At 67.1% G+C, this 24,882-nt stretch carries 28 protein-coding genes and 1 tRNA gene; 13 read left to right on the plus strand and 16 right to left on the minus strand.

The window, feature by feature from the left end; translation table 11 throughout:
• Positions 1–10: 10 nt before the first annotated feature.
• The 5 genes from coaD to pcp all read left to right on the plus strand — a co-directional run bounded on the left by coaD (position 11) and on the right by pcp (position 3,774).
• Positions 11–514 (plus strand): pantetheine-phosphate adenylyltransferase, encoded by a 504-nt coding sequence (gene coaD / locus WKW77_RS28935; protein WP_340360348.1) that lies wholly within the window; start codon positions 11–13, stop codon positions 512–514.
• A 168-nt stretch (positions 515–682) separates the two neighbouring features.
• On the plus strand, positions 683–1,345 hold the full coding sequence (gene pxpB, locus WKW77_RS28940; protein WP_340360349.1) for a 5-oxoprolinase subunit PxpB: 663 nt from the start codon (positions 683–685) through the stop codon (positions 1,343–1,345).
• Positions 1,342–2,379: a 5-oxoprolinase subunit C family protein gene (locus tag WKW77_RS28945; RefSeq protein ID WP_340360350.1), complete on the plus strand. Its 1,038-nt coding sequence runs from the start codon at positions 1,342–1,344 to the stop codon at positions 2,377–2,379. The genes pxpB and WKW77_RS28945 overlap by 4 nt, the downstream gene beginning before the upstream one ends.
• Complete coding sequence (gene pxpA, locus WKW77_RS28950; protein ID WP_340360351.1) at positions 2,369–3,109, plus strand: 5-oxoprolinase subunit PxpA; 741 nt, start codon at positions 2,369–2,371, stop codon at positions 3,107–3,109. Before WKW77_RS28945 ends, pxpA begins: the two co-directional genes overlap by 11 nt.
• 14 nt (positions 3,110–3,123) lie before the next feature.
• Positions 3,124–3,774 carry a pyroglutamyl-peptidase I gene (pcp, locus tag WKW77_RS28955; RefSeq protein ID WP_340360403.1) on the plus strand — a complete coding sequence of 217 codons (651 nt, stop codon included), beginning with the start codon at positions 3,124–3,126 and terminating at the stop codon, positions 3,772–3,774.
• A 7-nt stretch (positions 3,775–3,781) separates the two neighbouring features.
• Here pcp and WKW77_RS28960 read toward each other — a convergent pair whose 3' ends face one another.
• Positions 3,782–4,492, minus strand: a complete 711-nt coding sequence (locus WKW77_RS28960; RefSeq protein WP_340360352.1) for an alpha/beta fold hydrolase — start codon at positions 4,490–4,492, stop codon at positions 3,782–3,784.
• Between the two features lie 69 nt (positions 4,493–4,561).
• Here WKW77_RS28960 and WKW77_RS28965 point away from each other — a divergent pair, with 69 nt between their 5' ends.
• From WKW77_RS28965 to glxR, 6 genes are all read left to right on the plus strand, one after another.
• On the plus strand, positions 4,562–5,233 hold the full coding sequence (locus WKW77_RS28965; protein ID WP_340360353.1) for a histidine phosphatase family protein: 672 nt from the start codon (positions 4,562–4,564) through the stop codon (positions 5,231–5,233).
• Positions 5,234–5,275: 42 nt separating this feature from the next.
• A complete protein-coding gene (locus tag WKW77_RS28970; RefSeq protein WP_340360354.1) occupies positions 5,276–6,310 on the plus strand; it encodes a LacI family DNA-binding transcriptional regulator in 1,035 nt (344 codons plus the stop codon).
• A 97-nt stretch (positions 6,311–6,407) separates the two neighbouring features.
• On the plus strand, positions 6,408–7,376 hold the full coding sequence (locus tag WKW77_RS28975; protein ID WP_340360355.1) for a Bug family tripartite tricarboxylate transporter substrate binding protein: 969 nt from the start codon (positions 6,408–6,410) through the stop codon (positions 7,374–7,376).
• A 144-nt stretch (positions 7,377–7,520) separates the two neighbouring features.
• A complete protein-coding gene (gene gudD, locus WKW77_RS28980) occupies positions 7,521–8,852 on the plus strand; it encodes a glucarate dehydratase (RefSeq protein ID WP_340360356.1) in 1,332 nt (443 codons plus the stop codon).
• Between the two features lie 37 nt (positions 8,853–8,889).
• Entirely contained in the window at positions 8,890–9,678 is a 789-nt protein-coding gene (locus WKW77_RS28985) for an HpcH/HpaI aldolase family protein (protein ID WP_340360357.1), read from the plus strand.
• A gap of 13 nt (positions 9,679–9,691) precedes the next feature.
• Positions 9,692–10,570, plus strand: coding sequence for a 2-hydroxy-3-oxopropionate reductase (gene glxR, locus WKW77_RS28990; RefSeq protein WP_340360358.1), 879 nt, complete (start codon positions 9,692–9,694; stop codon positions 10,568–10,570).
• Between the two features lie 2 nt (positions 10,571–10,572).
• On the opposite strand, the gene WKW77_RS28995 is transcribed toward glxR, so the two are convergent.
• Entirely contained in the window at positions 10,573–11,913 is a 1,341-nt protein-coding gene (locus tag WKW77_RS28995; protein ID WP_340360359.1) for a tetratricopeptide repeat protein, read from the minus strand.
• Positions 11,914–11,965: 52 nt separating this feature from the next.
• Positions 11,966–12,364 (minus strand): tautomerase family protein, encoded by a 399-nt coding sequence (locus WKW77_RS29000; RefSeq protein WP_340360360.1) that lies wholly within the window; start codon positions 12,362–12,364, stop codon positions 11,966–11,968.
• Between the two features lie 107 nt (positions 12,365–12,471).
• On the opposite strand from WKW77_RS29000, the gene WKW77_RS29005 reads away from it, so the two are divergent.
• Positions 12,472–13,341 carry a LysR family transcriptional regulator gene (locus WKW77_RS29005; protein ID WP_340360404.1) on the plus strand — a complete coding sequence of 290 codons (870 nt, stop codon included), beginning with the start codon at positions 12,472–12,474 and terminating at the stop codon, positions 13,339–13,341.
• A 9-nt stretch (positions 13,342–13,350) separates the two neighbouring features.
• Here WKW77_RS29005 and WKW77_RS29010 read toward each other — a convergent pair whose 3' ends face one another.
• From WKW77_RS29010 to WKW77_RS29035, 6 genes are all read right to left on the minus strand, one after another.
• Positions 13,351–14,757, minus strand: coding sequence for an amidase (locus WKW77_RS29010; RefSeq protein ID WP_340360361.1), 1,407 nt, complete (start codon positions 14,755–14,757; stop codon positions 13,351–13,353).
• Positions 14,754–16,241, minus strand: a complete 1,488-nt coding sequence (locus WKW77_RS29015) for an ABC transporter substrate-binding protein (protein WP_340360362.1) — start codon at positions 16,239–16,241, stop codon at positions 14,754–14,756. The genes WKW77_RS29010 and WKW77_RS29015 overlap by 4 nt, the downstream gene beginning before the upstream one ends.
• Before the next feature lie 85 nt (positions 16,242–16,326).
• On the minus strand, positions 16,327–17,148 hold the full coding sequence (locus WKW77_RS29020; protein ID WP_340360363.1) for an ATP-binding cassette domain-containing protein: 822 nt from the start codon (positions 17,146–17,148) through the stop codon (positions 16,327–16,329).
• The gene (locus WKW77_RS29025; protein ID WP_340360364.1) at positions 17,145–18,134 is read right to left on the minus strand and encodes an ABC transporter ATP-binding protein; all 990 of its coding nucleotides are present in this window, start codon (positions 18,132–18,134) and stop codon (positions 17,145–17,147) included. Before WKW77_RS29025 ends, WKW77_RS29020 begins: the two co-directional genes overlap by 4 nt.
• A gap of 7 nt (positions 18,135–18,141) precedes the next feature.
• Positions 18,142–19,023 carry an ABC transporter permease gene (locus WKW77_RS29030; RefSeq protein ID WP_340360365.1) on the minus strand — a complete coding sequence of 294 codons (882 nt, stop codon included), beginning with the start codon at positions 19,021–19,023 and terminating at the stop codon, positions 18,142–18,144.
• Complete coding sequence (locus WKW77_RS29035) at positions 19,020–19,970, minus strand: ABC transporter permease (RefSeq protein ID WP_340360366.1); 951 nt, start codon at positions 19,968–19,970, stop codon at positions 19,020–19,022. The genes WKW77_RS29030 and WKW77_RS29035 overlap by 4 nt, the downstream gene beginning before the upstream one ends.
• A gap of 134 nt (positions 19,971–20,104) precedes the next feature.
• Here WKW77_RS29035 and WKW77_RS29040 point away from each other — a divergent pair, with 134 nt between their 5' ends.
• Positions 20,105–20,398 (plus strand): YfhL family 4Fe-4S dicluster ferredoxin, encoded by a 294-nt coding sequence (locus tag WKW77_RS29040; RefSeq protein ID WP_340360367.1) that lies wholly within the window; start codon positions 20,105–20,107, stop codon positions 20,396–20,398.
• Between the two features lie 6 nt (positions 20,399–20,404).
• Here WKW77_RS29040 and WKW77_RS29045 read toward each other — a convergent pair whose 3' ends face one another.
• From WKW77_RS29045 to WKW77_RS29075, 7 genes are all read right to left on the minus strand, one after another.
• Complete coding sequence (locus WKW77_RS29045) at positions 20,405–20,860, minus strand: hypothetical protein (protein WP_340360368.1); 456 nt, start codon at positions 20,858–20,860, stop codon at positions 20,405–20,407.
• 32 nt (positions 20,861–20,892) lie between these two features.
• Positions 20,893–21,525, minus strand: a complete 633-nt coding sequence (pth, locus tag WKW77_RS29050; protein ID WP_340360369.1) for an aminoacyl-tRNA hydrolase — start codon at positions 21,523–21,525, stop codon at positions 20,893–20,895.
• An 83-nt stretch (positions 21,526–21,608) separates the two neighbouring features.
• On the minus strand, positions 21,609–22,259 hold the full coding sequence (locus WKW77_RS29055; protein WP_340360370.1) for a 50S ribosomal protein L25/general stress protein Ctc: 651 nt from the start codon (positions 22,257–22,259) through the stop codon (positions 21,609–21,611).
• Between the two features lie 94 nt (positions 22,260–22,353).
• Positions 22,354–23,328 (minus strand): ribose-phosphate pyrophosphokinase, encoded by a 975-nt coding sequence (locus WKW77_RS29060; protein ID WP_324161062.1) that lies wholly within the window; start codon positions 23,326–23,328, stop codon positions 22,354–22,356.
• A 77-nt stretch (positions 23,329–23,405) separates the two neighbouring features.
• Positions 23,406–23,482, minus strand: a tRNA-Gln gene (locus WKW77_RS29065).
• Positions 23,483–23,548: 66 nt separating this feature from the next.
• The gene (gene ispE / locus WKW77_RS29070) at positions 23,549–24,409 is read right to left on the minus strand and encodes a 4-(cytidine 5'-diphospho)-2-C-methyl-D-erythritol kinase (protein WP_340360371.1); all 861 of its coding nucleotides are present in this window, start codon (positions 24,407–24,409) and stop codon (positions 23,549–23,551) included.
• The gene (locus WKW77_RS29075) at positions 24,406–24,882 is read right to left on the minus strand and encodes a lipoprotein insertase outer membrane protein LolB (protein ID WP_340360372.1); all 477 of its coding nucleotides are present in this window, start codon (positions 24,880–24,882) and stop codon (positions 24,406–24,408) included. Before WKW77_RS29075 ends, ispE begins: the two co-directional genes overlap by 4 nt.

A 24,882-nucleotide genomic window follows, 5' to 3' on the forward strand; every position in this document is an offset into this window, starting at 1 on the left:
AGGAGCAACCATGACCAGCAACGTGATCGCGGTATACCCCGGCACATTCGATCCGATGACGCTCGGCCACGAAGACGTGGTGCGGCGCGCAACCCAGCTTTTCTCGAAGGTCATCGTCGCCGTCGCCGCGGGGCACCACAAGAAGGCGCTCTTCACATTGCAGGAGCGCATCGACATGGCCCGCACTGCGGTGAGCGCCTACAGCGATCGGGTCACCGTCGAGAGCTTCTCGGGGCTCCTGCGCGACTTCGTCGTCGCGCGCGGCGGCAAGGCGATGGTGCGCGGCCTGCGCGCGGTGACCGACTTCGACTACGAATTCCAGCTGGCGGGCATGAACCGTTCGCTGATGCCGGAAGTGGAGACGGTGTTCCTCACGCCCAGCGACAAGTACCAGTTCATTTCCAGCACCTTCGTGCGCGAGATAGCGATGCTCGGCGGCGAGGTCGACAAGTTCGTCTCGCCGAAGGTGCAGGAGGCCCTGCTCGCCAAGGTGAACAGCCTCGGGCGCGAATGAGCGCCGCGCCGGGCCGCCCCAAGCAAGCTCACGCCCCCTTGGGGGGCCGCGAGGACACGGCAGTGCCGAGCGTGGGGGCTGCATGAGCGCCGCGCCGGGCCGCCCCAAGCAAGCTCACGCCCCCTTGGGGGGCCGCGAGGACACGGCAGTGCCGAGCTTGGGGGCGGTATGACCGACGCCGCGCTGCCTCGCCTGCATCCCCTGGGCGAGGCGGCCCTGGTGTGCGAGTTGCCACCGCCGGCGACGCTTGCTCAGCAGCAGCAGATCTGGGCCCTCGCGGCCGAAGCCGCGCAATGGCGCGGCGTGCGCGAGGTGCTCCCGGGCATGAACAACCTGAGCCTGCTCTTCGATCCCGAGCAGATCGACGGTGTCGAGCTCGAAATGCAGGTGCTCTCCGCATGGCCGCAACTCGCAGCGGCGCCCCTCGGAGGGCGGCGCATCGACATCCCGGTGGTCTACGGCGGCGAATCAGGGCCCGATCTGGCCGATGTGGCCGCGCACACGGGCCGCACGCCGGCGGATGTCGTCCGGCGGCACTGCGAAGGCGACTACGTCGTCTACCTGCTCGGGTTCTTGCCCGGCTTCGCGTTCATGGGCGGGCTCGCGCCGGAGCTCGCCACGCCGCGTCGTGCGGCCCCACGCGTGGCGGTTCCGACCGGGTCGGTCGGAATCGGTGGCGAGCAGACTGGCATCTACCCGATGGTCTCGCCAGGCGGATGGAACCTGATCGGCCGAACCTCGGTGCCGCTGTTCGATCCCCGCGCGGAGGCCCCGACGCTGCTGCGTCCCGGTGACCGCGTCCGCTTCGTCGCGGAAAGGGTGGAGCTTTGACGGCCGCCATCACGGTCCTTCGTGCGGGCATGCTGGCTTCAGTGCAGGACCTGGGCCGGCATGGCCATCGGCACCTCGGCATCTGCCCCGGGGGGGCGCTCGACTCGCTGGCGCTGGTGCTGGCGAACCGGCTGGTCGGCAATCCCGACGGCGCGGCGGGGCTGGAACTCACCATGGGCGGCTGCGAGCTGCGCTTCGAAGCGGCCACGCGCGTCGCCTGGGCCGGCGACGACTTCGACGCCCGGCTCGACGGCCAACCGGTCTGGCCGGGTTGGAGCGTGCCGGTGCGCGCCGGACAGATTCTCACGTTCGGACGCGCCAACCGCTCGCGCAAGAAGGCGGGCATCCGCACCTGGCTGGCGGTTGCCGGCGGCATCGACGTGCCGGTGATCCTCGGGTCGCGCAGCACCGATCTGATGGCCGGCTTCGGCGGCCACGAGGGCCGTGCCCTGAAGGCCCACGACACTCTGATCTGCGGCCCGAGTGCGCTCACGACGGCCCAGTTGGAAAGGCGTGCGTTCGGTGCCCGAATGCCGTCCGGGCACACCGACCCGGCGGATGGCGCCATCGAGCTTCGCATCGTTCCCGGCCCCGAGCTCGAGTTCTTCACGGTCGCGTCGCGAGAGCAGATCTGGCGCGATGCATGGCGCATCACGCCGCAGAGCAACCGCATGGGAAGCCGACTCGAAGGCCCGGAGCTCAAGCGCAAGCGCAACGGTGACATGCTGTCGTCCGGCGTGATTCCCGGCACCATCCAGGTGCCGCCTTCGGGCCAGCCGATCGTCCTGATGGGCGACGCGCAGACCATCGGCGGCTATCCGCGCGTGGGCGTGGTGATTCGCGCCGATCTGTGGAAGCTGGCGCAGGCGCCGCTCGATGGCCGCCTGCGCTTTCGTCCGGTCGAGACTGCCGAGGCGCTCGCGGCCTGGGGCGAACAGAAGCGCTATCTCGCCCACCTCGCGCAGGGCCTGCTGTCGATGGGGTGGCTGACGCCGGCGCAGAATCCTCTCCATGGAGAAACGCATGCGGATTGATCTCAATGCCGACCTCGGCGAAGGCTGCGACAACGACGAAGCGCTGCTCGGACTGGTGAGTTCGGCCAACATCGCCTGCGGCTGGCACGCGGGCGATGCGCGAACCATGCGCCAGTGCGTGCGCTGGGCGATCGACAAGGGCGTGGCGATCGGCGCGCATCCGAGCTTTCCGGACCGCGAGAACTTCGGCCGCAGCACGATGCATCTGCCGCCCGATGAAACCGTCGCCGGCATGCTCTACCAGATCGGCGCACTGGCGGCGATCGTGAAGGCCGAGGGCGGAATGCTTGCGCATGTGAAGCCGCACGGCGCCCTCTACAACCAGGCGGTGAAGGACCCGGTGCTGGCTGATGCGATCTGCGAGGCGGTGCGGCGTTTCGATCCGACGCTGCGCTTCTTCGGTCTCGCCGGCAGCGGCATGATCGCGGCGGCCCAGCGCGCGGGGCTCACGCCGGTCGAGGAGGTCTTCGCCGACCGCGGCTACCAGCCCGACGGCAGCCTCGTCCCGCGCAGCCAGCCCGGTGCGCTGATCGAGGAGGAAGAGCAGTCGCTCGCACAGACGCTGTCGCTGGTGCGCGACCACCGCGTGACCGCCATCGACGGCAGCGTGGTGCCGGTCAATGCGCAGACGGTGTGCCTGCACGGCGACGGCGCGCATGCGCTGGCCTTTGCGCGACGCATCCGCGAACGGCTCGCGGCCGAAGGCATCGCCGTCGCCGCCACGGCCTGAACGATCCGGCGCAGATCGTGAACGTCCTCCTGACCGGCTTCGAACCGTTCGACAAGGACGCGATCAACCCGTCGTGGGAGGCGGTGCGCTCGCTGGACGGCTGGCGCCTCGAAGGCGCCACGGTGCATGCGCGGCGCATCTCGTGCGTGTTCGGCGCCGCCTTGCGCGAGCTCGATGCGGCCATCGACGAGCTTCGACCGCAACTCGTCATCGGCGTCGGCCAGGCGGGCGGGCGCAGCGAGATCACGCCCGAGCGCGTGGCGATCAACATGGACGACGGCCGCATCTGCGACAACGCCGGCTGCCAGCCCATCGACGAGCCGGTGGTCGCGGGTGCGCCGGTGGGCTATTTCTCGAGCCTGCCGATCAAGGCGATCGTGCGCGACCTGCGCGCGGCCGGCATACCGGCGGCGGTGTCCAACTCGGCGGGCACCTTCGTGTGCAACCACCTTTTCTTCGGATTGATGCATCGCATCGCGACCCGGCCGGTGCACGGCATGCGCGGTGGGTTCATTCATATCCCCTATCTGCCGGAACAGGCGACCCGCTTGCCAGGGGCGCCCAGCATGTCGCTCGATGCCGTGATCGCCGCGCTGCGGATCGCTGTTGCAACCTCCATCGAGGTGCGCGAGGACTTGCGAGAAACCGGCGGCCAGTTGCACTGAAGCGTGCTTACGCGCCTTGAACGACGCGCTGCAGCCACGGGCCGAGCGTCTCGTTGACGAAGGCCGGCTTCTCCATCGTGAGCATGTGGCCGCATTCGGCGACCCAGACCAGTTCCGCGTGCGGCATCAGCGCCGCGATCTCGCGCGAGCATTCCGGCGGCGTGAGGCGATCGGCGTCGCCGCAAAGCACGAGTGTCGGGCAACGCAGGTGCGCGAGGTGCGGGCGTGCATCGGGCCGCTCCATCAGCGCGCGGTTCTGGCGGATCAGCTGCGGGGCGCCGGCGTCGAGGATCAGCTCGACATAGCGCTGAATGAGCGCGTCGTCGCGCGCCTGTGCCGGGTGAAACGCGAAGCCTGCGTTGAGTTCGATCACGTCGCGCGCTTCGCCGCGCTCGAAGAGTTCGATCGCCGATTGGCGCAGCTCGTACATCTCGGGCGTTTCGGGGCGCGCATTGGTGCCGAGGAGGGCGAGTCCCACGATGCGATCGGGCGCCTGCCTGGTCGCTTCCATCGCGATCATTCCGCCCATCGATGCACCGCAGAGAACCAGCGGACCGGGGTGCTCCGCGAGCAGCGCCGCCGCCATGGCCTCGATGCGGTCGTGGCGCATGTGCACGTCGGTGACGTGCACATCGAGTGTCGGGCGCAGGACGGGTATCTGCGCTTCCCAGAGGCGCTCGTCGCAGGCGAGCCCAGGCAGCAGGACAAGACGTGGCATGCGTCGATTCTCCGCGATCGCACGGGGAGACATCGCGACGTCACCCGCGTGCGCGGACAATAGGCGCCGATGCCCACCACCGAACTCATCCTGATCCGCCACGGCGAAACCGACTGGAACCGCGAACTCCGCTTTCAAGGCCACATCGACGTGCCACTCAACGACATGGGCCACGAGCAGGCCCGAAGGCTCGGCCTGCGACTGGCGGGGGAGTCCGTGCAGTACCTCGTCAGCAGCGACCTCATGCGTGCGCAGCAGACCGCGGCGCCGGCGGCGCAGCAACTCGAGCTGGCGATCGCGACCACGGTCACGCTGCGAGAGCAGAACTTCGGGGTGGTCGAAGGCATGCGGGCCGAGGAGATCCAGACCCTGCATCCGCGCGCGTGGGAAGACTGGCTGCAGTTCCGCGAAGACCATGCCATGCCCGAAGGCGAGTCGGCAAGGCAGTTCCACGGGCGGATCATCGATGCGCTCGGCAGCATCGCCACGGCACATTCGGGCCAGAGCGTGCTGGTGGTGACGCATGGCGGCGTGCTCGACATGGTCTGGCGAACCGCCCGCGGGCTGGGCCTGAACGGTCCGCGCCAGAGCGAGATTCCCAACGCGGGTTTCAACCGCATCCGCCTTGCCGACGCTTCCGCCCCCGATCGCATTGAAATCGTCGACTGGGCCGACACGCGGCACTTGGACGATCTGCCGGCCCAGCCGACCTACGACCAGCGGCGGCACCTGAAGAAGTAGCCGGCGCGCGGTAGCGCTATCAGCGCGCCTAGAATGGGGCGCATGAGCAAAGATGGCGCCGCCCCCGTCCGCCGCACCCGCCGTGGCAGCGGCGCGGTCACGCTGCACGATGTCGCGAAGCTCGCCGGTGTGGCGCCGATCACTGCATCGCGTGCGCTGAGTTCGCCTTCGCAGGTGTCTGCCGAGGTGCTCAGGAAGGTCACCGAGGCCGTCAGTCGCACCGGCTATGTGCGCAACGTGCTCGCGGGCGGGCTGGCGTCGACGCGCAGCCGACTCGTCGCGGCGGTCGTGCCGACGATCGCGGGGCCGGTGTTCCTCCAGACGGTGCAATCGCTGACCGAGGCGCTCGGCGAGCGTGGCTACCAGCTCATGCTGGGCCAGAGCGGCTACGTGAATTCGCGCGAGGACGCGCTGCTCGAAGCCATCATCGGCCGCCGGCCGGACGGCATCGTGCTCACCGGCATCATGCATTCGCCCGAGGGACGCAAGCGGCTGCTGGCGGCGGGCATTCCGGTGGTCGAGACCTGGGACCTCACACCGACGCCGCTGGACATGCTGGTGGGCTTTTCGCACGCCGAGGTGGGGCGCAAGGTCGCCGAATTCCTGCGCGCCAAGGGACGCCGCCATCTCGCGGTGGTCGCAGGCGATGACGAACGGGCGCGCAGGCGGCATGGCGCTTTCTGCGAGGCGGCACGCGCGGCAGGCTTGCCCGAGGTGCCGGTCAAGCGCGTGCCCGCGCCGACGACGCTGAAGAGCGGCCGGACGGCCCTGTCCGAGCTGCTCGGCGAGCATCCGGGCATCGACGCCGTGTTCTGCAGCTCGGACCTGCTGGCGCTCGGCGTGATGATCGAAGCGCAGTCACGCGGCATCGCGGTGCCCGGACAGCTCGCGGTCGTCGGCTTCGGCGATCTCGAATTCGCGGCCGACCTGCAGCCGGCGCTGACCACGGTGCGCATCGACGGCGCCGCTATCGGGCGCCAGGCCGCGCAGTTCATCGTCGAGCGCGCGGAGGGGCGTCCGGTCGACCAGCGCGTGATCGACATCGGCTTCTCGATCGTCGAGCGCGACAGCGCCTGATCCGCGTAAACCCTAGGTTCGAACCCGTTGTCGAATTTCACGGTAGCGCTATCATTCGGGCATCGAAGATAGCGCTACCATCGAAAGAGACACCTTCATGAACTTCAGGAAATTGATTGCCGCAGGCGCCATCGCCGTTGCGACTGCCACCGGCGCTCATGCGCAGGACTGGCCCCAGAAAACGGTGAGCATCGTCGTTCCGTTCCCGGCGGGCGGTTCGACCGACATGGTCGCCCGCGCCATCAGTCCCAAGCTCGGCGAAAAGCTGGGCCAGAGCTTCATCGTCGACAACAAGGCCGGCGCGACCGGCACCATCGGCGCGACACAGGTCAAGCGCTCGCCGCCGGACGGCTACACCTTCCTCGTCACCTCCCTGGGCCCGCTGGTGATCGCGCCGCACCTCATCAAGGGCCTTCAATACGATGCGCTGAAAGACTTCGACCTGATCACCGTCGCGGTGCAGGCGCCCAACGTGCTGGTCGTCCCGGCCAACTCGCCGCACAAGTCGGTCGCCGACGTCATCGCCAGTCTGAAGGCCAATCCGGGCAAGATGACCTTTGCATCGTCCGGCAACGGATCGAGCGACCACCTGACGGCCGAGCTTTTCTGGCAGCAGACGGGGACGCATGGCCTGCACGTGCCGTACAAGGGCGGCGCGCCGGCCATCACCGACCTGCTGGGCGGCCAGGTCGATGCGTCCTTCCAGAACGTCAACGCGGTGGTGCAGTACATCAAGGGCGGCAAGCTCAAGGCGCTCGCGGTGACGGGCGAGAAGCGCTCGCCCGTTCTGCCCGACGTGCCGACCATCGCCGAAGCCGGCGTGAAGAACGTCGACGTCTATTCGTGGCAGGCCATCGTGGCGCCCAAGGGCTTGCCCACGGCGGTCCGCGACAAGGCGCACGGCGCGATGGTCGCGGCGCTCAACGACCCGACGGTGAAGAGCCAGTTCACCGCCATCGGTCTCGAAGTCGTCGCCAACACGCCGGCGCAGTTCGCCGCCTTCCAGCAGCAGGAGTACGCCCGCTGGAAGAAAGTGATCGAGACCGGCAAGATAACTATCGACTGACCACCCCCAGCCTCGCGCACTTCGTGTCGCTCTGCACCCCCTCGAGGGGGCGCACCCAGCGGCCCGGCGGAGCCGGTTCCGCGGGTGCCTGCGAACGGGCCGGCTGCGCGGCCGCTGTTTGACCTTCTACGAGAGTCTGAACCTATGTCTTCCTCCACTCCCAAGATCACCGAACTGCGGGTGATCCCCGTCGCCGGCCGCGACAGCATGCTGCTGAATCTCAGCGGTGCGCACGGCCCGTTCTTCACCCGCAACCTGCTGATCCTGACCGACAGCGCCGGCCGCACCGGCGTGGGCGAGGTGCCCGGCGGCGAGAAGATCCGGCAGACGCTAGCAGACGCTCGCGATCTGGTCGTGGGCCAACCGCTCGGCCAGCACCAGGGCGTGCTGCAGCGCGTGCAGAAGAAGTTCGCTGACCGCGATTCCGGCGGGCGCGGGCTGCAGACCTTCGACCTGCGCACCACCATCCATGCGGTCACCGCCATCGAGTCCGCGATGCTCGATCTGCTCGGCCAGCACCTGGACGTGTCGGTGGCGGCGCTGCTCGGCGAGGGCCAGCAGCGCGACGCGGTCGAGATGCTCGGCTACCTCTTCTTCATCGGCGATCGCGACAAGTCCGATCTGCCGTACGCGCGCGAGCCGGGCGCCGACAACGACTGGTTCCGCCTGCGCCACGAGAAGGCGATGACGCCCGAAGCGATCGTCCGCCTGGCCGAAGCAGCGCGCGAGCGCTACGGCTTCAACGACTTCAAGCTCAAGGGCGGCGTGCTGCGCGGCGACGAGGAAGTCGACGCCATCATTGCGCTGCACGAGCGCTTCCCCGAGGCCCGGGTCACGCTCGACCCGAACGGCGGCTGGCTGCTCAAGGATGCGATCCGCCTCGGTCATCGGATGCGCGGCGTGGTCGCCTATGCCGAGGATCCCTGCGGCGCGGAGGAGGGCTTTTCCGGTCGCGAAGTGATGGCCGAATTCCGCCGCGCCACCGGCCTGCCGACCGCGACCAACATGATCGCCACCGACTGGCGGCAGATGGCGCACGCGCTCTCGCTGCAGTCGGTGGACATCCCGCTGGCCGACCCCCACTTCTGGACCATGGCCGGCTCGGTGCGCGTCGCCCAGACCTGCCGCGACTGGGGGCTCACCTGGGGCTCGCACTCCAACAACCACTTCGACGTGTCGCTCGCGATGTTCACCCACGTCGGGGCCGCGGCGCCGGGCCGCGTGACCGCCATCGACACCCACTGGATCTGGCAGGACGGCCAGCGCCTCACGAAGGAACCGCTGCGCATCGAGGGCGGCATGGTGCAGGTGCCGAAGAAGCCCGGCCTGGGCATCGAACTCGACATGGCCGAAGTCGAGAAGGCGCATCAGCTTTACAGGCAGCACGGCCTCGGTTCGCGCGATGATGCGGTTGCGATGCAGTGCCTGATCCCCGGCTGGAAGTTCGACCCCAAGCGTCCGGCCTTCGATCGCTGAGCCTGCCGACCGCTCGACGACACCACAAGGAGACGACATGAGAGAAAACCGCCTGCGGACGCTCTGGAAATCGGGGGGCGCCGCGGTCAATGGCTGGCTCGCGATTCCCAACGGCTTTTCGGCCGAGACCATGGCTCACCAGGGCTGGGATTCACTCACCATCGACCTGCAGCACGGCGTCGTCGACTACCAGTCGATGATCCCGATGCTGCAGGCCATCTCCACCACCGACACGGTGCCCGTGGTGCGCGTCCCCTGGCTCGACCCGGCGGCGCTGATGAAGACGCTCGACGCCGGCGCCTACGGCGTCATCTGTCCGATGATCAACACGGCCGACGAGGCCGCGCGGCTCGTCGCCTACACGCACTACGCACCGCGCGGCACGCGCAGCTTCGGTCCGATCCGGGCCTTGCTCTATGGCGGCGCCGACTATCCGCAGCACGCGAACGACACCATCGTGACCTTCGCGATGATCGAGACGGCGCAGGCGCTCGAAAACCTCGACGCCATCATGTCGGTCGAAGGGCTCGACGCGGTCTATATCGGCCCCTCGGATCTTTCGCTGGCGCTCGGCTGCAGGCCGGTGTTCGACGATGTCGACCCGCCGGTGGCGCAGGCGATCGACCACATCCTCGAACGCGCGAAGGCGCACGGCCTCGTCGCAGGCATCCACAACGGCACGCCCGAAGGCGCGCTCGCCCGCATCGCCAAGGGCTTCCAGTTCGTCACCGTGAGCTCGGATGCGCGCCTCATGGCGGCAGGATCGCAGCAGGTGCTCGCCAAGATGCGCGCTGCGCAACCGGCCGCCGGCTCAACTTCTTACTGAAAGGACATTGATCATGAAGATCGGATTCATCGGACTCGGCATCATGGGCGCGCCGATGGCGCAGAACCTCCTTCAGGCCGGGCACGAGATGTTCGTGCGCACCCGCAGCAAGGTGCCCGAAGCACTCAAGGCAGCGACCGCCTGCGCAAGCAACGCCGACGTGGCGCGTGCGGCGGATGTCGTGATCCTGATGCTGCCCGACACACCGGACGTCGAGCAGGTCCTCTTCGGCGAGGACGGCGTCGCATCGGGCCTGTCGAAGGGCAAGACGGTGATCGACATGAGCTCGATCTCGCCGATCGACACCAAGCGCTTCGCCAAGAAGATCAACGAGCTTGGCTGCGATTACCTCGACGCGCCGGTCTCGGGCGGCGAAGTCGGCGCCAAGGCCGCGAGCCTCACGATCATGGTCGGCGGCGACGAAGCGGTGTTCGAGCGTGCCAGGCCGCTGTTCGAGAAGATGGGCAAGAACATCACGCTGGTCGGCGGCAATGGCGACGGACAGACCACCAAGGTGGCCAACCAGATCATCGTGGCGCTCAACATTGCGGCCGTGGGCGAAGCCTTGCTGTTCGCGAGCAAGGCGGGCGCCGATCCGGCCAAGGTGCGGCAGGCGCTCATGGGCGGCTTCGCGGCCAGCCGCATCCTCGAGGTGCACGGCGAGCGGATGATCAAGCGCACCTTCAATCCGGGCTTCCGCATCGGCCTGCATCAGAAGGACCTGAACCTTGCCCTCGCCGGCGCGAAGGCCATGTCCGTGGCCCTGCCCCAGACCGCGTCGGCCGCGCAGCTCATGCAGTCCTGTGCGGCCCATGGGTGGGACCAACTCGACCATTCGGCGCTGGTGAAGGCGCTGGAGCAGATGGCCGCGCACGAAGTCGCGAAGGACTGATTTCAGGCGGGCAGGCCGAGGCGGGCATAGACCGCCGATGCCTGTCGCAGCAATCGCCGCGATTCGGGCTGGCGATTGACCTGCTGTTGCAGGATTCCCTGCGCACCGGCGAGCGAGCCGCCCGTGCCGTTGCGGACGAGCGCATCGAGATAGACCTGCTCGAAGAGATCGCGCTGCGCGTGGCTGCCGCCGATCTCGATCAGGCGCGGCAGCGCCAGCCCCAGTTCCTCGATCGCGGTTGCGTGCTCCCCGCGCGCATGCGCGAGCAATGCGCGCGCGGCCGGTACGCACACCCGCTGCCATGCGCTGCGCGTCGATGGCGGTGCTTTCGGCGCGAAGTCTTCGATGCGCTGCAGCAGCGTGTCCGCCTCCGGTCGACCGGCGCGCGCGAGACCGTAGAGGTACTGCAGGTCGAGAAACGGCAGCACATGGTCGTCGAGCCGATGCGCAAGATAGCCGCCCACGTCCTGCCAGCGATCGCCCACGTCGATGCCCGCCAACTCGAACCGCGCCAGCAGCGACACGGCGCCGATCTGGTCCTGCGAGTACGCCTTGACCACGCCCCATACGTGGTTGTCGTAGACCGTGAGAGCGTCCGCGTCACGTCCCAGGTCGATCAGGAAGAGCGCGACGTGCCACCAGTTGTGCGTGACCATGAAGGAGTTGAGTCCGACCCAGGTGTCGCTCACCCCCTGCATGAAGTCGAGGCCTTCGCCGAGCCGGCCTTCGGTGAGCATCACGTGGGCGAGCGCGTGATGCGCCCAGGGCTCCTTGCGCTCCATGGCGATCGCTCGGCGAGCACTGGCTTCAGCCTCGCGCATCCGGTGGCATTGCTCGTGGCCGAATGCGGCCATGCCGTGCAGATAGGGAACGTCGCCGGCATGTGGCAGTGCGGTCAACGCCAGGCGCAGCATGCCCGGGCAGTCGCCGACGTTGAAGCAGTGGTATTGGCCGAGCTTCAGCGAAGCCAGGTCGCGCGGATGCTCCTTTGCCTGCTCCTCGTGCAGCGCGATGGCGCGTGTGATGTCGCCTTCGGCCCACGCGGCGATGGCTGCGATATAGCGCTGTTCGCGTGAAGTTGCGCGGGCGGATGCGGCTTGCGCGCGATCGATGAAGGGACGCGCGTTCGCGGCCGCATCGCCCGATTCCGCGAACAGATGCAGCGTTGCGCAATACGCCTGCACGATGGGGCTGGGGTCGTGCGCGGCAGCCAGCACATCCACCGCGCGCGCCTCGCACGAGATGAAGCCTTCGACGAAGTCATTGACCGCGCGCAGGCTCGTCGGGTCGTCGAGGCTGAGCGGATTGCCGAGGCTGTCGCAAAGACGGGGCGCTGAACTCAAGGCGGCTCCTGGCGTGGGATCGGGGAAGCAGCCATGTTGCCACGCCCGGCGTTCAAACGCCGGCTTGCTGGTGTCGATATTCCTGGGTTCGTCCCCCATAGCCGTAGGCGGCAGCACGCGCGTCGATCAGGTGCACATACGAGACTTCGTGCAGGTTGCTCCTCAATGCGGCCATCGCTGCATGCACCTCGCGCACGTAGCGAGCCTTCTCCGCCTTCGTGTTGGTCTCGTCGGTGATGCTGATGTCGAGATGGAAGGCGGACTTTCCCTGCTCGGCGAGTGATTGGCCGCCGATGAACCAGGCATCGGATGCGATGTATTGCACGGTGATGGCGATCACCGGCAGCTTCTTGTCGAGCACGGTCTGCGTCAGTTCCGCGACCTTGTCGACCACGCGCCGCGTGAGGGTCGTGTCGGGATTGCCGGACAGATGGATGACGATGTGGGGCATGGCGATGTCCTTTCTGCGTTGGGTGCAGTGAATTCTGAAAGTCGCCGTGTCATCTGAAAAGCGGGAGGATATGATGGATATCATCGGAATTTCGGATGAATAGATCCATGCAGGCCTTCGACATCGAACAGCTCAGGACCTTCGTCGAAGTCATCGAGGCCGGCAGCCTGACCGCCGCGGCCCCGAGGGTCTTCCTGTCGCAGTCGGCCGTGAGCGAACAGATTCGCAAGCTCGAAGAACGGGCTGGGCAAGCGCTGCTCACGCGCAGCAAGGCGGGTGTGGCGCCCACCGGCGCCGGCTTGCGGCTCGCCGGCCACGCACGGCGCATCCTTGCGCTGAGCGACGAAGCCCTTCGCGATCTGCGCGGCGAAACCCTGCACGGCGAACTTCGCCTCGCGGTGACCGACTACTTCCGGCCGCGCGATCTCGCGGGGATGCTGAGCCGCCTTGGCGAAAGCTATCCGCAGGTCCGCTTGCGCGTGAACATCCTCAAGAGCGGCGCGATCGAAGCCGGCTATGCGCAGGGTGATTTCGACGTCGGCCTGTCGATGCGCATCACGGGCGCCACCGCCTCAGGCAATGCGCCCGAGCGCGCGCAGGTGCTGCGGCGCGAAGCGCTGATCTGGATGGGCGCTGTCGGCATGCGGCTCGTCCGCCGCGAGCCGCTGCGGCTGCTCGTGCTGCCCGACACGTGCTCGCTGCACCAGTACACCGTCAAGCTGCTGGATCAGCGCCGCATCCCCTACGAGGTGGCGCATGTGGCGTCGGGCGTCGCGGGACTTCAGTCGGCGCTCGCGGCGGGCCTGGGCGTGGCCTGCCTCAACGAATCGGCGCTGACAGACGGTGTTGCGCCGCTCGCCGCGCCGCACGGTTTGCCAGCGTTGCCGCGTGCGGCCTTTCACTTTCTGCCCGCACGACGTGGAGAAAGCGACTTCGTCAGCCGCGCCCGTGAGCTGCTGGCGACGCACTTCGCCTGAGTTGCGTCGTCAGGCCGCCGGCGGTTGCGGCCAGGGCCGCTGCGGTTCGCGAATGAGCTCGAATGCACGCGAGACCTTGAGTACGCCCAGATCGTCGAAGCGCTTTCCGGCGATCTGCATGCCGATCGGCAGGCTGTTCTTTGCATATCCGCAGTTGATCGACGCGGCCGGTTGCTCCGACATGTTGAATGGCACGGTGAAGCCGATGTGCTCCAGCGGTCGCAACGGGTCGTTGGTCGGCGAAGGGGCCTCCGCGGCCGCCGGCATGTTCGGCGCGGTGGGCGAAATCACGTAGTCGTATTTCGCGCACGCGGCAACGGCCGCGAGGCGCGTCGCATGGAACTGGCTGAACGCGCGGAAGACGTATTCGCCGCCGAAGCCCTCGGCGCTCTCGGCCCAGGCGCGGATGTAGGGCAGGACCTTCGCGCGTTGCTCGGGACGGAGTGCCTTCATGTCCACCAGCGAACGCATCCGCCAGAAGTGGTCCATGCCGTCGAGCATGGCTTGCGACATGAAGGGCCGCATCGGCTCGACGATGGCGCCGGCGCGCTCGAAGAGCCGCGCAGCGTGCTCGACCGCCTGCTGGATCTCGGGATCGACCGCGAGGCCGCAGCCGGCGTCCAGCAGCAGGCCGATGCGCAGGCCGCGCAGGTCGTCGACGGTGGTGTCGAAAGCATCCCAGTCGATGGTCTGCGCAGGCAGGCTCATGCTGTCGCGCGCATCGGGCTGCGCGAGCGTCTGCATCATCAGCGCGGCGTCGGACACGGTGCGCGTCATCGGCCCGGCGGCGCGGCCCATGTAGGGCGGATCGATCGGAATGCGGCCCAGGCTGGGCTTGAGCGTGAAGATGCCGCACCAGCCGGCCGGCAGGCGCAGCGAGCCGCCGATGTCGGTGCCGATATGCAGCGGCCCGTAGCCCGCAGCGGCCGCGGCACCGGCGCCTGCGCTGGAACCGCCGGGCGTTCTCGACAGATCCCACGGATTGCGCGCGAGCGTATGAAAGCTCGACAAGCCGGACGACAGCATGCCGTAGTCCGGCATCGTCGTCTTGCTGAAGATGACCGCGCCGGCTTCCTTCAGCCGCGCGGCAGGTGGCGCATCGGCGCTGGCCGGGAGGAGGGTGACCGCCGCGGTGCCCGCGGGCATCGGATCGCCGCGCGTCGCGATGTTTTCCTTGATGGTGGTGGGGACGCCGTCCAGCGGGCCGAGGGGCTCGCCGCGCCGCCAACGCGCTTCGGATGCGCGCGCCTGTTCGAGTGCGGACTCGGGCCGGAGCAGCCACGTCGCCTGCAGGTGCGGCTCCCAGCGCTCCACATGAGCGAGCACCGCCTGCGTCACCTCGACCGGCGACAGGTCTGCCTTGCGGTACGCGGTGACGAGTTCCCGTGCGCTCAGCTCATGGCGTGGTCCGCTCACCACGACAGCGTCGACAGGTCGTTGACGAAGATCGGCATGTCCTTCCACAGACCCTTCACGCCCTTCTTGGCGACGGTGGGCCACTGCGGCTGGAACAGGAAGACGTTGGCCGCGTCGTTGGCCAGGATGCGCTGCGCATCGCCCAGCAGCTTGTTGCGTTCGGCCGCGTTGCCGGTCGTCTTGATCTTGTCGTACACCGCGTTGAAGTCCTTCGACTGGTACTGCCAGTAGTAGTCCGTCTTGGCGTAGTTCCCGAGGTCGAAGGGCTCGACGTGCGAGACGATGCTGAGGTCGTAGTCCTTGTTGCCGTAGGTGCCGCTGAGCCACTGCGCCCATTCGACGTTCTGGATCTTCACGTTGATGCCGATCTTGGCCAGCTGCGCGGCGATCACCTCGCCGCCCTGGCGGGCGTAGGGCGGCGGGGGCAGCGTCATCGTGAGTTCGAGCGGCGTCTTCACGCCGGCTTCGGCCAGCAGCTGCTTGGCCTTCTCGATGTTGAACGGGTTGACGCCAGTCGTGTCGACGTAGCCCGGCGCGCCCGGCACGTAGTGGCTGCCGATCGGCACGCCGAAGCCGTCCACCGCGCCTTCGATCACGGCCTTGCGATCGATGGCCGCGGAGATCGCGCGGCGCACGCGCACGTCGTCGAGCGGCTTGCGCTTGTTGTTGATCGACAGGATGGTCTTCGCGCGCGAACCGCTCAGGATCACCTGGAACTGCGGGTTGGCCTTGAACTGCGGCACCACGCGGGTCGCGATGCGAGGGAAGGCATCGACGTCGCCGGCCAGCATCGCCGCGGCCTGCGCGGCCGGGTCGGAGATGAAGCGGAAGGTGACCTTGTTGAGCTTGATCGAACCCGCGTTGCGGAAGCCCTCCCACTTGCTCACCACCACCGAGCTGCCCTTGTTCCAGGCGTCGAGCTTGTAGGGGCCCGTGCCCACGGGCTTCGTGGCGTTGGCGTCGGCGCTCTTGGGTTCGACGATCACCGCCGTCGCCTGGCCGAGGAGGAAGGGCAGGTCGGGGTCGATCTCCTTGTTGATGAGCACCACCGTGGCGTCGTCGACTACCTGGGTGCTGAGGTTCGCGAAGGTGCGCTTGTCCTTGTTGGTACTCTTTTCCGCGCCCGCGCGGTCGAACGAGAACTTCACGGTTTGCGCACTGAACGGTTCTCCGTTCTGGAACTTGACGCCGCGGCGCAGCTTGAAGGTGTAGGTGCGCAGGTCCGGCGAGACTTCCCAGCTCTCGGCGAGCAAGGGCGTGACGCTGCCGTCCGGGTTGATCTTGGTGAGCGTCTCGAGGATGTTGTACTGGACGATCTCGGCGATTGCCGACGCCGCGCCCGCCGTCGGGTCGAGCCCCGGCGGTTCGAGCGCCATGCCGATCACCATCGAGTCCTTGCGCCCTTGCGCCAGCGCCATCTGCGGCAGCGAGAGCGGCACGGTGGCGAGTGCGGCGGTGGTCAGGAGGGTGCGGCGTTTCAACATGGTTTCGGGACTCCAGAGAAAGCTGTGGTGTTGGGAAACAAACGTTACATCATGGCGGCCCGCAACCGGCTCGGCAAGTGTTTGCTCATGACGCGATGACCGGTTCGGCGCGCGGCACCGCGGCCAGCAGGGCCTGCGTGTAGGGATGTTCCGCATGCGCGAACAGATGCTGCGGCTCGCCGCGTTCGACGACGAGGCCACGATGCAGCACGCAGACTTCGTCGCACAGGTGGTTGACCACCGCGAGATCGTGGCTGATGAGGAGGTAGCTGATGCCGTACTGCTGCTGCAGGTCCTGCATCAGGTTGAGCACCTGCGCCTGCACCGAGACGTCGAGCGCACTCACCGGTTCGTCGGCCACGATGAGCTTCGGCCGCGTGATGAGCGCGCGCGCGATCGCGATGCGCTGCCGCTGCCCGCCGGAGAACTCGTGCGGGTACTTGTGCAGGTCGGCGAGGCGCAGGCCGACGGCGACGAGCGATTCGCCGGCCAGCTCGCGCTGCTGCGCACGCGTGGTTTCGCCGAGCGCTTCGAGCGGTTCGGCCACGATGCGCTCGACCGTCTGGCGCGGATCGAGTGAACCGTAGGGGTCCTGGAAGACCATCTGGAAATTGCGGCGGGCCTTGCGCAGCGCGTCCTTGGGCAAGGCATGCAGGTCTTCGCCGAGCAGCCTGATGACGCCGGAGGTCGGCTTGTCGAGCGCCATCACGAGCCGCGCGATGGTCGATTTGCCGGAGCCCGATTCGCCGACGATGCCGAGGCTGCGGCCCGGTCGGACGCTGAAGCTCACGCCATTGAGCGCCTTGACCATCGGCGGTGTGCCGAAGAGGCGCTCGCGCGGCAGCGCGTAATGGCGCACGAGGTCGGTGACTTCGAGCAAGGGAGTGTTGGCCGGTGTGTTCGTCATGCGGCGATGCTTTCCTCGGCCGCGATTTCGCCCAGCCGGATGCACCGCACCAGGTGCTCATGCGGCAATTGCACCTCCGGGGGGCACGTCGCGTGGCAGGCATCGACCGTGTAGCGGCAGCGGCCCGCGAAGGGGCAGCCCTTTGGCAGGTCGACCAGCTCGGGCACGCTGCCCTTGATCGTCGCGAGCCTCGCGCCGCGTGGCGTGCCGAGTTCAGGCCGCGCCGCGAACAGGCCGCGCGTGTAGGGATGTGCGCGTTCGGCGAAGACGGACGACGTGGGGCCGCTTTCGACCACGCTGCCGCCGTACATCACGAGCATCTTCGAGACGTTCTGCGCGATCACGCCGAGGTCGTGCGAGATCAGGATCAGCGCCATGCCGCGCTCCGCGACGAGACCGCGGATCAGGTCGAGGATCTGCTTCTGGATGGTGACGTCGAGTGCGGTGGTCGGCTCGTCGGCGATCAGCAGGTCCGGACCGCAGGCGAGCGCCATCGCGATACCGATGCGCTGGCGCTGGCCGCCGGAGAACTGGTGCGGATAGGCATCGAGGCGCGACGCGGCATCGGGAATGCCGACACGGTCGAGCAGCGCGAGCACTTCCTTGCGCGCCTCGGCGGCGGAGAGGCCACGATGCAGCCGAAGCGGCTCGCCGACCTGCCGCGCGACGGTGTGGACCGGATTCAGCGCCGTCATCGGCTCCTGGAAGATCATGCCGATGCGGTCGCCGCGGATCTTGCACATCGCGCGCTCCGGGAGGCCGACCAGCTCGGTGCCGTCGAAGCGGATGCTTCCGCTGACCTTCGCGGTCGAGGGAAGAAGACCCATCAGCGATTGCACCGTGATCGACTTGCCGCAGCCCGATTCGCCGACGATGCCGAGGGTTTCGCCGCGCTCCAGCGTGAAGTCGATGCCGCGCACCGCTTCGGCCGGGCCGCGTTGAGTCTGCAACTGGACGTGGAGATCTTTGACTTCGAGAAGTGGCATATCGGGCTCAGCGGGCACGGGCAAGTCGCGGGTCCAGCAGGTCGCGCAGACCGTCGCCGAGAAGGTTCAGCCCCAGCACGGCAAGCGCGATCGCCACGCCCGGGAAGACCGCGAGCAAAGGCGCCTGGAACATCATCGTCTGGGCCTCGCTCAGCATGCGGCCCCACGACGGCTGCGGCGGCTGCGTGCCGAGGCCGAGATAGGAGAGGGCGGCCTCGGCGAGGATCGCGATCGCGAAGCGGATGGTGATCTGCACGATCAGCACCGCCGAGATGTTGGGCAGCACATGCTGCATGGTGATCGCGAACGAGCCCTTGCCGCAGGCGCGCGCCGCCGCGATGTATTCGCGCGACCAGATCGCGTTGGCCGAGGCCCGCGTGATGCGCGCGAAGGTCGGGATGTTGTAGATGCCGATCGCGATGATCGCGTTGACGATGCCCGCGCCGAAGACGGCGGTCATCATGATGGCCGACAGGATCGCGGGGAAGGCCATGGAGAAGTCGGCGAAGCGCATGATCGCTTCCTCGACCCATCCGCGGCGGGCCGCCGCCAGCAGGCCGAGCGCCGTGCCGACCGTCAGGCCGATGCCGACCGCGATGACGCCGACGAGGATCGATGCGCGCGCGCCGACGAGCAGCAGCGAAGCCACATCCCGCCCGAAGGTGTCCGTGCCCAGCCAATGCGCCGCGCTGGGCTTCTGCAACTTGCTCGCGATGTCCATCTCGTAGGGCGACCACGGGGTCCACGCCAGCGACACCGTGGCGGCCAGCACGAGCAGCAGCGTGAGCACGCCGCCGATCACGAAGCTGCGGTGGTGCATCGCGCGGCGCCAGAAGCCGGAGGTCTGACCAGGCGCGGTGCCGGGCACCGCTGCAGGAACGGCGCTCATATGTCGTGGGCCTTGATGCGCGGGTCGATCACGGCGTAGAGCACGTCGACCACGAAATTGACGATGACCACCATGGCCGCCAGCAGCATCACGCAGTTGCGCACCACGATCAGGTCCCGGTTGCTGATGGCCTGGAAGATCAGGCGGCCGAGCCCCGGCAGGTAGAAGACGTTCTCGACCACGATCGTGCCAGCCAGCAACTCGGAGAACTGCATGCCCATCACCGTGATGACCGGGATCAGCGCATTGCGAAGCACATGGCGCCAAAGCACCGCGCGCTGCGAGACGCCCTTGGCACGCGCGGTGCGCACGAAGTCCTCGCGCATCACTTCGAGCACCGCGGAGCGTGTGATGCGGGCAAGGATCGCGGCCTGGACCACCGCGAGCGACAGCGCGGGGAGCAACAGGGATTTCAGGCCGGCAAGGACGCCTTCGTCCCAGCCTTCGAAGCCGCCCGCGGAGAACCACTGGAGCTGCACCGAGAAGACCAGGATCAGCAGGATCGCGAACCAGAAATTCGGAATCGCGATGCCGATCTGCGTGAGGCCCATCAGACCCACGTCGCCCAGCTTGTTGTGGCGCGCCGCCGCCGTCACGCCGACGAGGAGCGCGAGCACGGTGGTGAAGGTCATGGCCAGGAGCGCCAGTGGAATGGTCAGCGCGAGGCGTTCGAGGATGAGGTCGATGACCGGCGAGCTGTAGGCGTAGCTGTCACCGAGGTTCCCCGTCAGCAGACCGCCGATCCAGTGCCAGTAGCGCGTCCAGGCCGGCTGGTCGAGCCCGAGCTTGGCCGCGAGTGCCGCCACCGCATCGGGTGCCGCATCCGGACCCATCAGGATCTGCGCCGCGTTGCCCGGAAGGATCTCGAGCACGAGGAAAACGATGATGGAGGCGCCGATCAGTGTCGCGATCAGCGTCACGAAGCGCTTGAACAGGAACAAACTCATAAGGCGGGGCGCAGCATAACCGCAGTCATGCAACGAACATGCCCGTGCTTGCCTGGGGCGGCGCGCTTTTCACCGGCTGTGGGGGCATCCGGCAGTGACGGGCGGGAGACGCCCGCCGGGTCGATAATCACGCGATGGCTCTCATGATCACCGACGAATGCATCAACTGCGATGTCTGCGAGCCGGAGTGCCCCAACGACGCGATCTTCATGGGCGACGAGATCTACGAGATCGACCCGCACAAGTGCACCGAATGCGTCGGCCACTTCGACGAACCGCAGTGCGTGCAGATCTGCCCGGTTGCCTGCATTCCGGTCAATCCGGCGCACGTGGAATCGCGTGAGACCCTGTGGCAGAAGTTCCAGCGACTCACGGCCGCCAAGGAAGCGGGCCAGGCGGGCCCTGCCGGCGCCGCCTCGATCTCCTGAATCCGGCTAGTCGCCGGATTTTTTCTTTTTCGCCTTCTTCGTCTTTTTCGTGGACTCGGCGTCCTGCCCGGTCTGCATGCTCGTGTAGAGCACGTCCTTCTTGCCCTTGCGAAGTTTTTCGGGCGCGCTCTTCCGCTCGGCGCCATCTCGTCCGGGACTGTTGTCGATGAGGATCGGCCGGTTGCGAGCGCCTGCCGCTTCGAGGCGCCGGCGGTCGCCTTCCATGCGGTTGGCCGCTGCGTGCGCGTCGCGGATGGTCTCGTCGGCCGCGCGCCTATGGCTGGGGTCGCGCGCGTCATCGACCTCGACCAGCCTGCCGTTCCTGCAGGGTTGGTCGGTGTAGGTGTTGCCGCAGCGCCAGGTGCCGCCGCCTTCGGCCGCGACGGCGCTCCAGGGGATGCACGTCGCCATGAGCAGCGCTGCGCATCGCGCAGTGGTCTTCGGGGTATGTGACAGCTTCATTCTTGTAACTCCCTTCCTTCCCTCTTCTTCCGCTAGCCCGCGGCGGGTTCGCCCCCGCCGTCGGGCTCTCGCCTCGGCGGTTTGGGGCGGGGCGGCTTGCTCGTGTGGATGAGCAAGGTCGCCTTGTCCATCTCGCCGGCCACCAGGGCCGGGAACGCATGGAGCGTCCGGACGATCGCGTCGTCGATCGCCTCCCTCTGTTCCTTGAGCGGCTTCTTCAGCACCCAGTTGACCACTTCGGACTTCACGCCGGGATGGCCGATGCCGAGGCGCAGGCGCCAGTAGTCTCCGGTGCCGAGCTGCGCGTGGATGTCGCGCAGACCGTTGTGGCCGGCATGGCTGCCTCCCAGCTTCAGCTTGGCCTGGCCCGGCACCACGTCGAGTTCGTCGTGGACCACCAGGATTTCCTTCGGCTCGATCTTGAAGAAGCGGGCCAGCGCAGCGACCGATTTGCCCGAGACATTCATGAAGGTTTGCGGCTCCAGGAGCCAGAGCGGCTTGCCGTTCACCTGCGTGCGGGCCACGAGGCCGTGGTACGAGCGCTCGGGCGAGAGCGTGAGCTTCAGGTCGCGTGCGAGCGCATCGATCCACCAGAAGCCGGCGTTGTGGCGTGTGGCTTCGTATTCCGGGCCGGGATTCCCAAGGCCGACGAACAACTTGATCATGCGGGGATTATCTGGGTTGGGTGGTTCCCAAAACAAAATGGCCCGCACGAGGCGGGCCATCGAAAGCGCACGGGATGCGCGAGTTACTTCTTCTTGGCGGGGGCCTTGGCGTCTGCCTTGGCTGCAGCCGGAGCGCCTTCAGCAGGCGCGCCTTCGGCAGGCGCTTCTTCCGCGACCACCGGCGACACGGCGGACACCACGACCGGGTTGCCCTTGCCGTGGGCCACGAACTTCAGGCCCTTCGGCAGCTTGATGTCCTTGACCGTGACCGTCGCGTTCTTGGTCAGACCCGAGAGGTCGATCTCGATGAACTCGGGCAGGTCGGCCGGCAGGCAGCTGACTTCGATTTCGGTCATCACGTGGTTCACGAGGTTGTGATCGAGCTTGACGGCGGTGGACTCTTCTTCACCCTTGAAGTGCAGCGGCACCTTGACGGTCATGCGGGTGCGGGCATCGACGCGCTGGAAGTCGACGTGCTGTACGAGCGGACGGAACGGGTGGTACTGCACGTCACGCAGCAGGACCTTCGCGACCTGGCCGCCGAGTTCCATCTCGAGGATCGACGAGTGGAAGGCTTCCTTTTTGAGGGCGTGCCACAGCGCGTTGTGATCGAGTTCGATAAGTTGCGGCTGGCCTTCACCACCGTAGACGATGCCGGGCGTCTTGCCCGAGATGCGCAGACGGCGGCTCGCACCCGTACCCTGCTTGGCGCGCTCAAAAGCGACGAATTTCATAACTGGCTCCTGTGGAAGTCGACCGCGACCAGTGCGACTCCGGTTTAAAAAGGGCTTCCCGAAGGAAGCCCGGCTTTTTGCTCGGATCAGGATCTCAGAAGAGATTTTCCTGGTCGGAGAACAAACTCATGACCGACTCGCCCTTGGCGATGCGCTGGATCGTCTCGGCGATCAGCGGCGCCACGGAGAGCTGGCGAATCTTGGTGCAGCCGGTTGCGCCGGCGGAGAGCGGGATCGTGTTGGTCACCACCACTTCGTCGAGCGCGGTGCCCTTGGCGATGCGCTCGATGGCCGGACCCGAGAAGATCGGGTGCGTGCAATACGCGTAGACCTTCTTGGCGCCGCGTTCCTTCAGCACTTCGGCCGCTTTGACCAGCGTGCCGGCCGTGTCGATCATGTCGTCCATGATCACGCAGTTGCGGCCGTCGATCTCGCCGATCACGTGCATGACTTCGCTCACGTTGGCACGCGGACGGCGCTTGTCGATGATCGCGAGGTCGCAATTCAGTTGCTTGGCCAGCGCACGGGCGCGGACCACGCCGCCGACGTCGGGCGACACGACGATCAGGTCTTCGTAGTTCTTCTGGCGCAGGTCGCCCAGAAGCACCGGCGACGCGTAGATGTTGTCGACCGGGATGTCGAAGAAGCCCTGGATCTGGTCGGCATGCAGGTCCATGGTCAGCACGCGCGCCACGCCCACGGTTTCGAGCAGGTTGGCGACCACCTTGGCCGAGATCGGCACGCGGCTGGAACGCGGACGGCGGTCCTGTCGGGCGTAGCCGAAATAGGGGATCACGGCACTGATGCGCTCGGCCGAAGCGCGCTTGAGCGCGTCGACCATGATGAGCAGTTCCATCAGGTTTTCGTTGGTGGGTGCGCAAGTCGACTGGACGACGAAGACATCGCGCGCCCGGACGTTCTGGTTGATCTCGACGGTGACTTCGCCATCGGAGAAGCGGCCGACACGCGCGGCGCCCAGCGAAGTACCGAGGTGCTGAGAAATTTCAGCGGCAAGCCCAGGATTGGCATTGCCGGTGAAAACCATGAAATCAGGGTTATGTGCCTGCATGAGCGTCCCGGCGAATTGCATCCGGCAATGCGAAATGGCTCTTGAAGGAGCCGCCAACAATCTTGTGAATGAAGATTTGGCAGGGGAGAAAGGATTCGAACCTTTGCATGCTGGAATCAAAATCCAGTGCCTTAACCAGCTTGGCGACTCCCCTACACAGGTCAATGGCCAATGCCATTCACCGATATATGTCGCATCAGACCGCAGAGCGCTCTGATTTCTAGACCGCCCACCCCACCAGAGGATGAACTGCCAGATTGCTGCACTTGCGAACCTGCCAGCCCTGAGGGGCCTCGGCCAATTCTGCATCATGCCGCATTGCTGCGAACACCGAACTTCCCGAGCCAGTCATGCGCGCCTCCAACCCTTGAGATCCAAGCCACTCAATGGCCTGGGTGACTGCGGGGCAGAGCCTCTGCGCTACCGGCTGCAGGTCGTTATGACCGAAGTCAAAGCGAAAACTGTCTGCTTCCGCTTCACTGTATGCAGCAAAGCCAGAGAGTATAGCAGCAGGAGTTTCACGTTGGAGGTCCGGCGCAGAAAAAATTTCTCGCGTATCAAGGCCTTGGTCAGGCTTGACGACGGCGAAGCGCCCCGATGGAAGCGAAACCGGCGTGATTTCCTCGCCGATCCCCTCGACCCACGCATTGTGTCCGCGGAGGAAGAAGGGCACGTCCGCGCCCAGGCCCAGGCCGATCTGTTCGAGTTTGGCGAGCGGCAGGTTCAGTTCCCAGAGTCGATTGAGCGCGAGCAGGCAGGTCGCCGCGTCGGACGACCCACCTCCCATGCCGGCCTGTGCCGGGACGTGCTTGGCGACGCCAATGTGCACGCCCCGCGCCGTCCGGGTGAACGCCTGAAGGGCCCGGGCAGCGCGGACGACGAGATCGTCCGCGGGCAGGGGCGTGGTCAGGTCCTCGCGCGTGACCTTGCCATCGTCTCGACGCTCGAAATGCAGCGCATCGCTCCAGTCGATGAGCATGAAAACCGACTGCAGCAGGTGGTAGCCATCCGCGCGCCGGCCGGTGACGTGCAGGAAGAGATTGAGCTTGGCCGGAGCGGGGAGATCGTAGAGGGCCTTCATGCGCGTTCAAACACGATGCGCAGGTCGGCGCGCGGCTCGGGTGATTCGCGCGTCGCCTGCAACTTGCCGGCGTTGACCTGCGACAGGTCCGGCCGCCAGCCGGGTACGTGGTCGTCGCGGCCCGCGAGCCATCCGAAAAGCGCGGCGACCGGAATGGCCGCGCCCGTCGCTGCCTCGATCAGCGCATCGACCGAGTCGTATCGCCGCGATTCCTTGCCGTTCATCAGCAGCGCCTCGCCCGGGGCCCAGTGAAGCTGCGCCAGCGTGTTGCCGATCGGGCTCGTGAGCGTAAGGGTGCCGGCCTGCGGAGCGCCTCGCAGCTCGAACAGTGCCGCGAAGGTCTGGACGGGCTGACTGTCGATCCGCAGCGAGAGGCGACCGCTCCATGCCTCGATCGTTCCGGCCTGCCTCGATGCGCCCGGCGTCGCGCAGCCCGCGGCCACCAGCGCTCCGGCACAAGCGGCCAGCAGCAT

This window comes from Variovorax ureilyticus (assembly GCF_037889935.1).
GTDB classification, from domain to species: domain Bacteria; phylum Pseudomonadota; class Gammaproteobacteria; order Burkholderiales; family Burkholderiaceae_C; genus Variovorax; species Variovorax ureilyticus.

Coding starts and splice junctions, on each gene's coding strand:
- WKW77_RS29015 (WP_340360362.1), bottom strand. CDS start 16,241: ATGTTGAAACGCCGCACCCTCCTGACCACCGCCGCACTCGCCACCGTG.
- WKW77_RS29005 (WP_340360404.1), top strand. CDS start 12,472: ATGCAGGCCTTCGACATCGAACAGCTCAGGACCTTCGTCGAAGTCATC.
- WKW77_RS29045 (WP_340360368.1), bottom strand. CDS start 20,860: ATGAAGCTGTCACATACCCCGAAGACCACTGCGCGATGCGCAGCGCTG.
- coaD (WP_340360348.1), top strand. CDS start 11: ATGACCAGCAACGTGATCGCGGTATACCCCGGCACATTCGATCCGATG.
- glxR (WP_340360358.1), top strand. CDS start 9,692: ATGAAGATCGGATTCATCGGACTCGGCATCATGGGCGCGCCGATGGCG.
- pth (WP_340360369.1), bottom strand. CDS start 21,525: ATGATCAAGTTGTTCGTCGGCCTTGGGAATCCCGGCCCGGAATACGAA.
- ispE (WP_340360371.1), bottom strand. CDS start 24,409: ATGAAGGCCCTCTACGATCTCCCCGCTCCGGCCAAGCTCAATCTCTTC.
- WKW77_RS28985 (WP_340360357.1), top strand. CDS start 8,890: ATGAGAGAAAACCGCCTGCGGACGCTCTGGAAATCGGGGGGCGCCGCG.
- WKW77_RS29035 (WP_340360366.1), bottom strand. CDS start 19,970: ATGAGTTTGTTCCTGTTCAAGCGCTTCGTGACGCTGATCGCGACACTG.
- WKW77_RS29040 (WP_340360367.1), top strand. CDS start 20,105: ATGGCTCTCATGATCACCGACGAATGCATCAACTGCGATGTCTGCGAG.
- pxpB (WP_340360349.1), top strand. CDS start 683: ATGACCGACGCCGCGCTGCCTCGCCTGCATCCCCTGGGCGAGGCGGCC.
- WKW77_RS28960 (WP_340360352.1), bottom strand. CDS start 4,492: ATGCCACGTCTTGTCCTGCTGCCTGGGCTCGCCTGCGACGAGCGCCTC.
- WKW77_RS29075 (WP_340360372.1), bottom strand. CDS start 24,882: ATGCTGCTGGCCGCTTGTGCCGGAGCGCTGGTGGCCGCGGGCTGCGCG.
- WKW77_RS29060 (WP_324161062.1), bottom strand. CDS start 23,328: ATGCAGGCACATAACCCTGATTTCATGGTTTTCACCGGCAATGCCAAT.
- WKW77_RS28975 (WP_340360355.1), top strand. CDS start 6,408: ATGAACTTCAGGAAATTGATTGCCGCAGGCGCCATCGCCGTTGCGACT.
- WKW77_RS28965 (WP_340360353.1), top strand. CDS start 4,562: ATGCCCACCACCGAACTCATCCTGATCCGCCACGGCGAAACCGACTGG.
- pxpA (WP_340360351.1), top strand. CDS start 2,369: ATGCGGATTGATCTCAATGCCGACCTCGGCGAAGGCTGCGACAACGAC.
- WKW77_RS28970 (WP_340360354.1), top strand. CDS start 5,276: ATGAGCAAAGATGGCGCCGCCCCCGTCCGCCGCACCCGCCGTGGCAGC.
- WKW77_RS29020 (WP_340360363.1), bottom strand. CDS start 17,148: ATGACGAACACACCGGCCAACACTCCCTTGCTCGAAGTCACCGACCTC.
- WKW77_RS29025 (WP_340360364.1), bottom strand. CDS start 18,134: ATGCCACTTCTCGAAGTCAAAGATCTCCACGTCCAGTTGCAGACTCAA.
- gudD (WP_340360356.1), top strand. CDS start 7,521: ATGTCTTCCTCCACTCCCAAGATCACCGAACTGCGGGTGATCCCCGTC.
- WKW77_RS29030 (WP_340360365.1), bottom strand. CDS start 19,023: ATGAGCGCCGTTCCTGCAGCGGTGCCCGGCACCGCGCCTGGTCAGACC.
- WKW77_RS29055 (WP_340360370.1), bottom strand. CDS start 22,259: ATGAAATTCGTCGCTTTTGAGCGCGCCAAGCAGGGTACGGGTGCGAGC.
- WKW77_RS29000 (WP_340360360.1), bottom strand. CDS start 12,364: ATGCCCCACATCGTCATCCATCTGTCCGGCAATCCCGACACGACCCTC.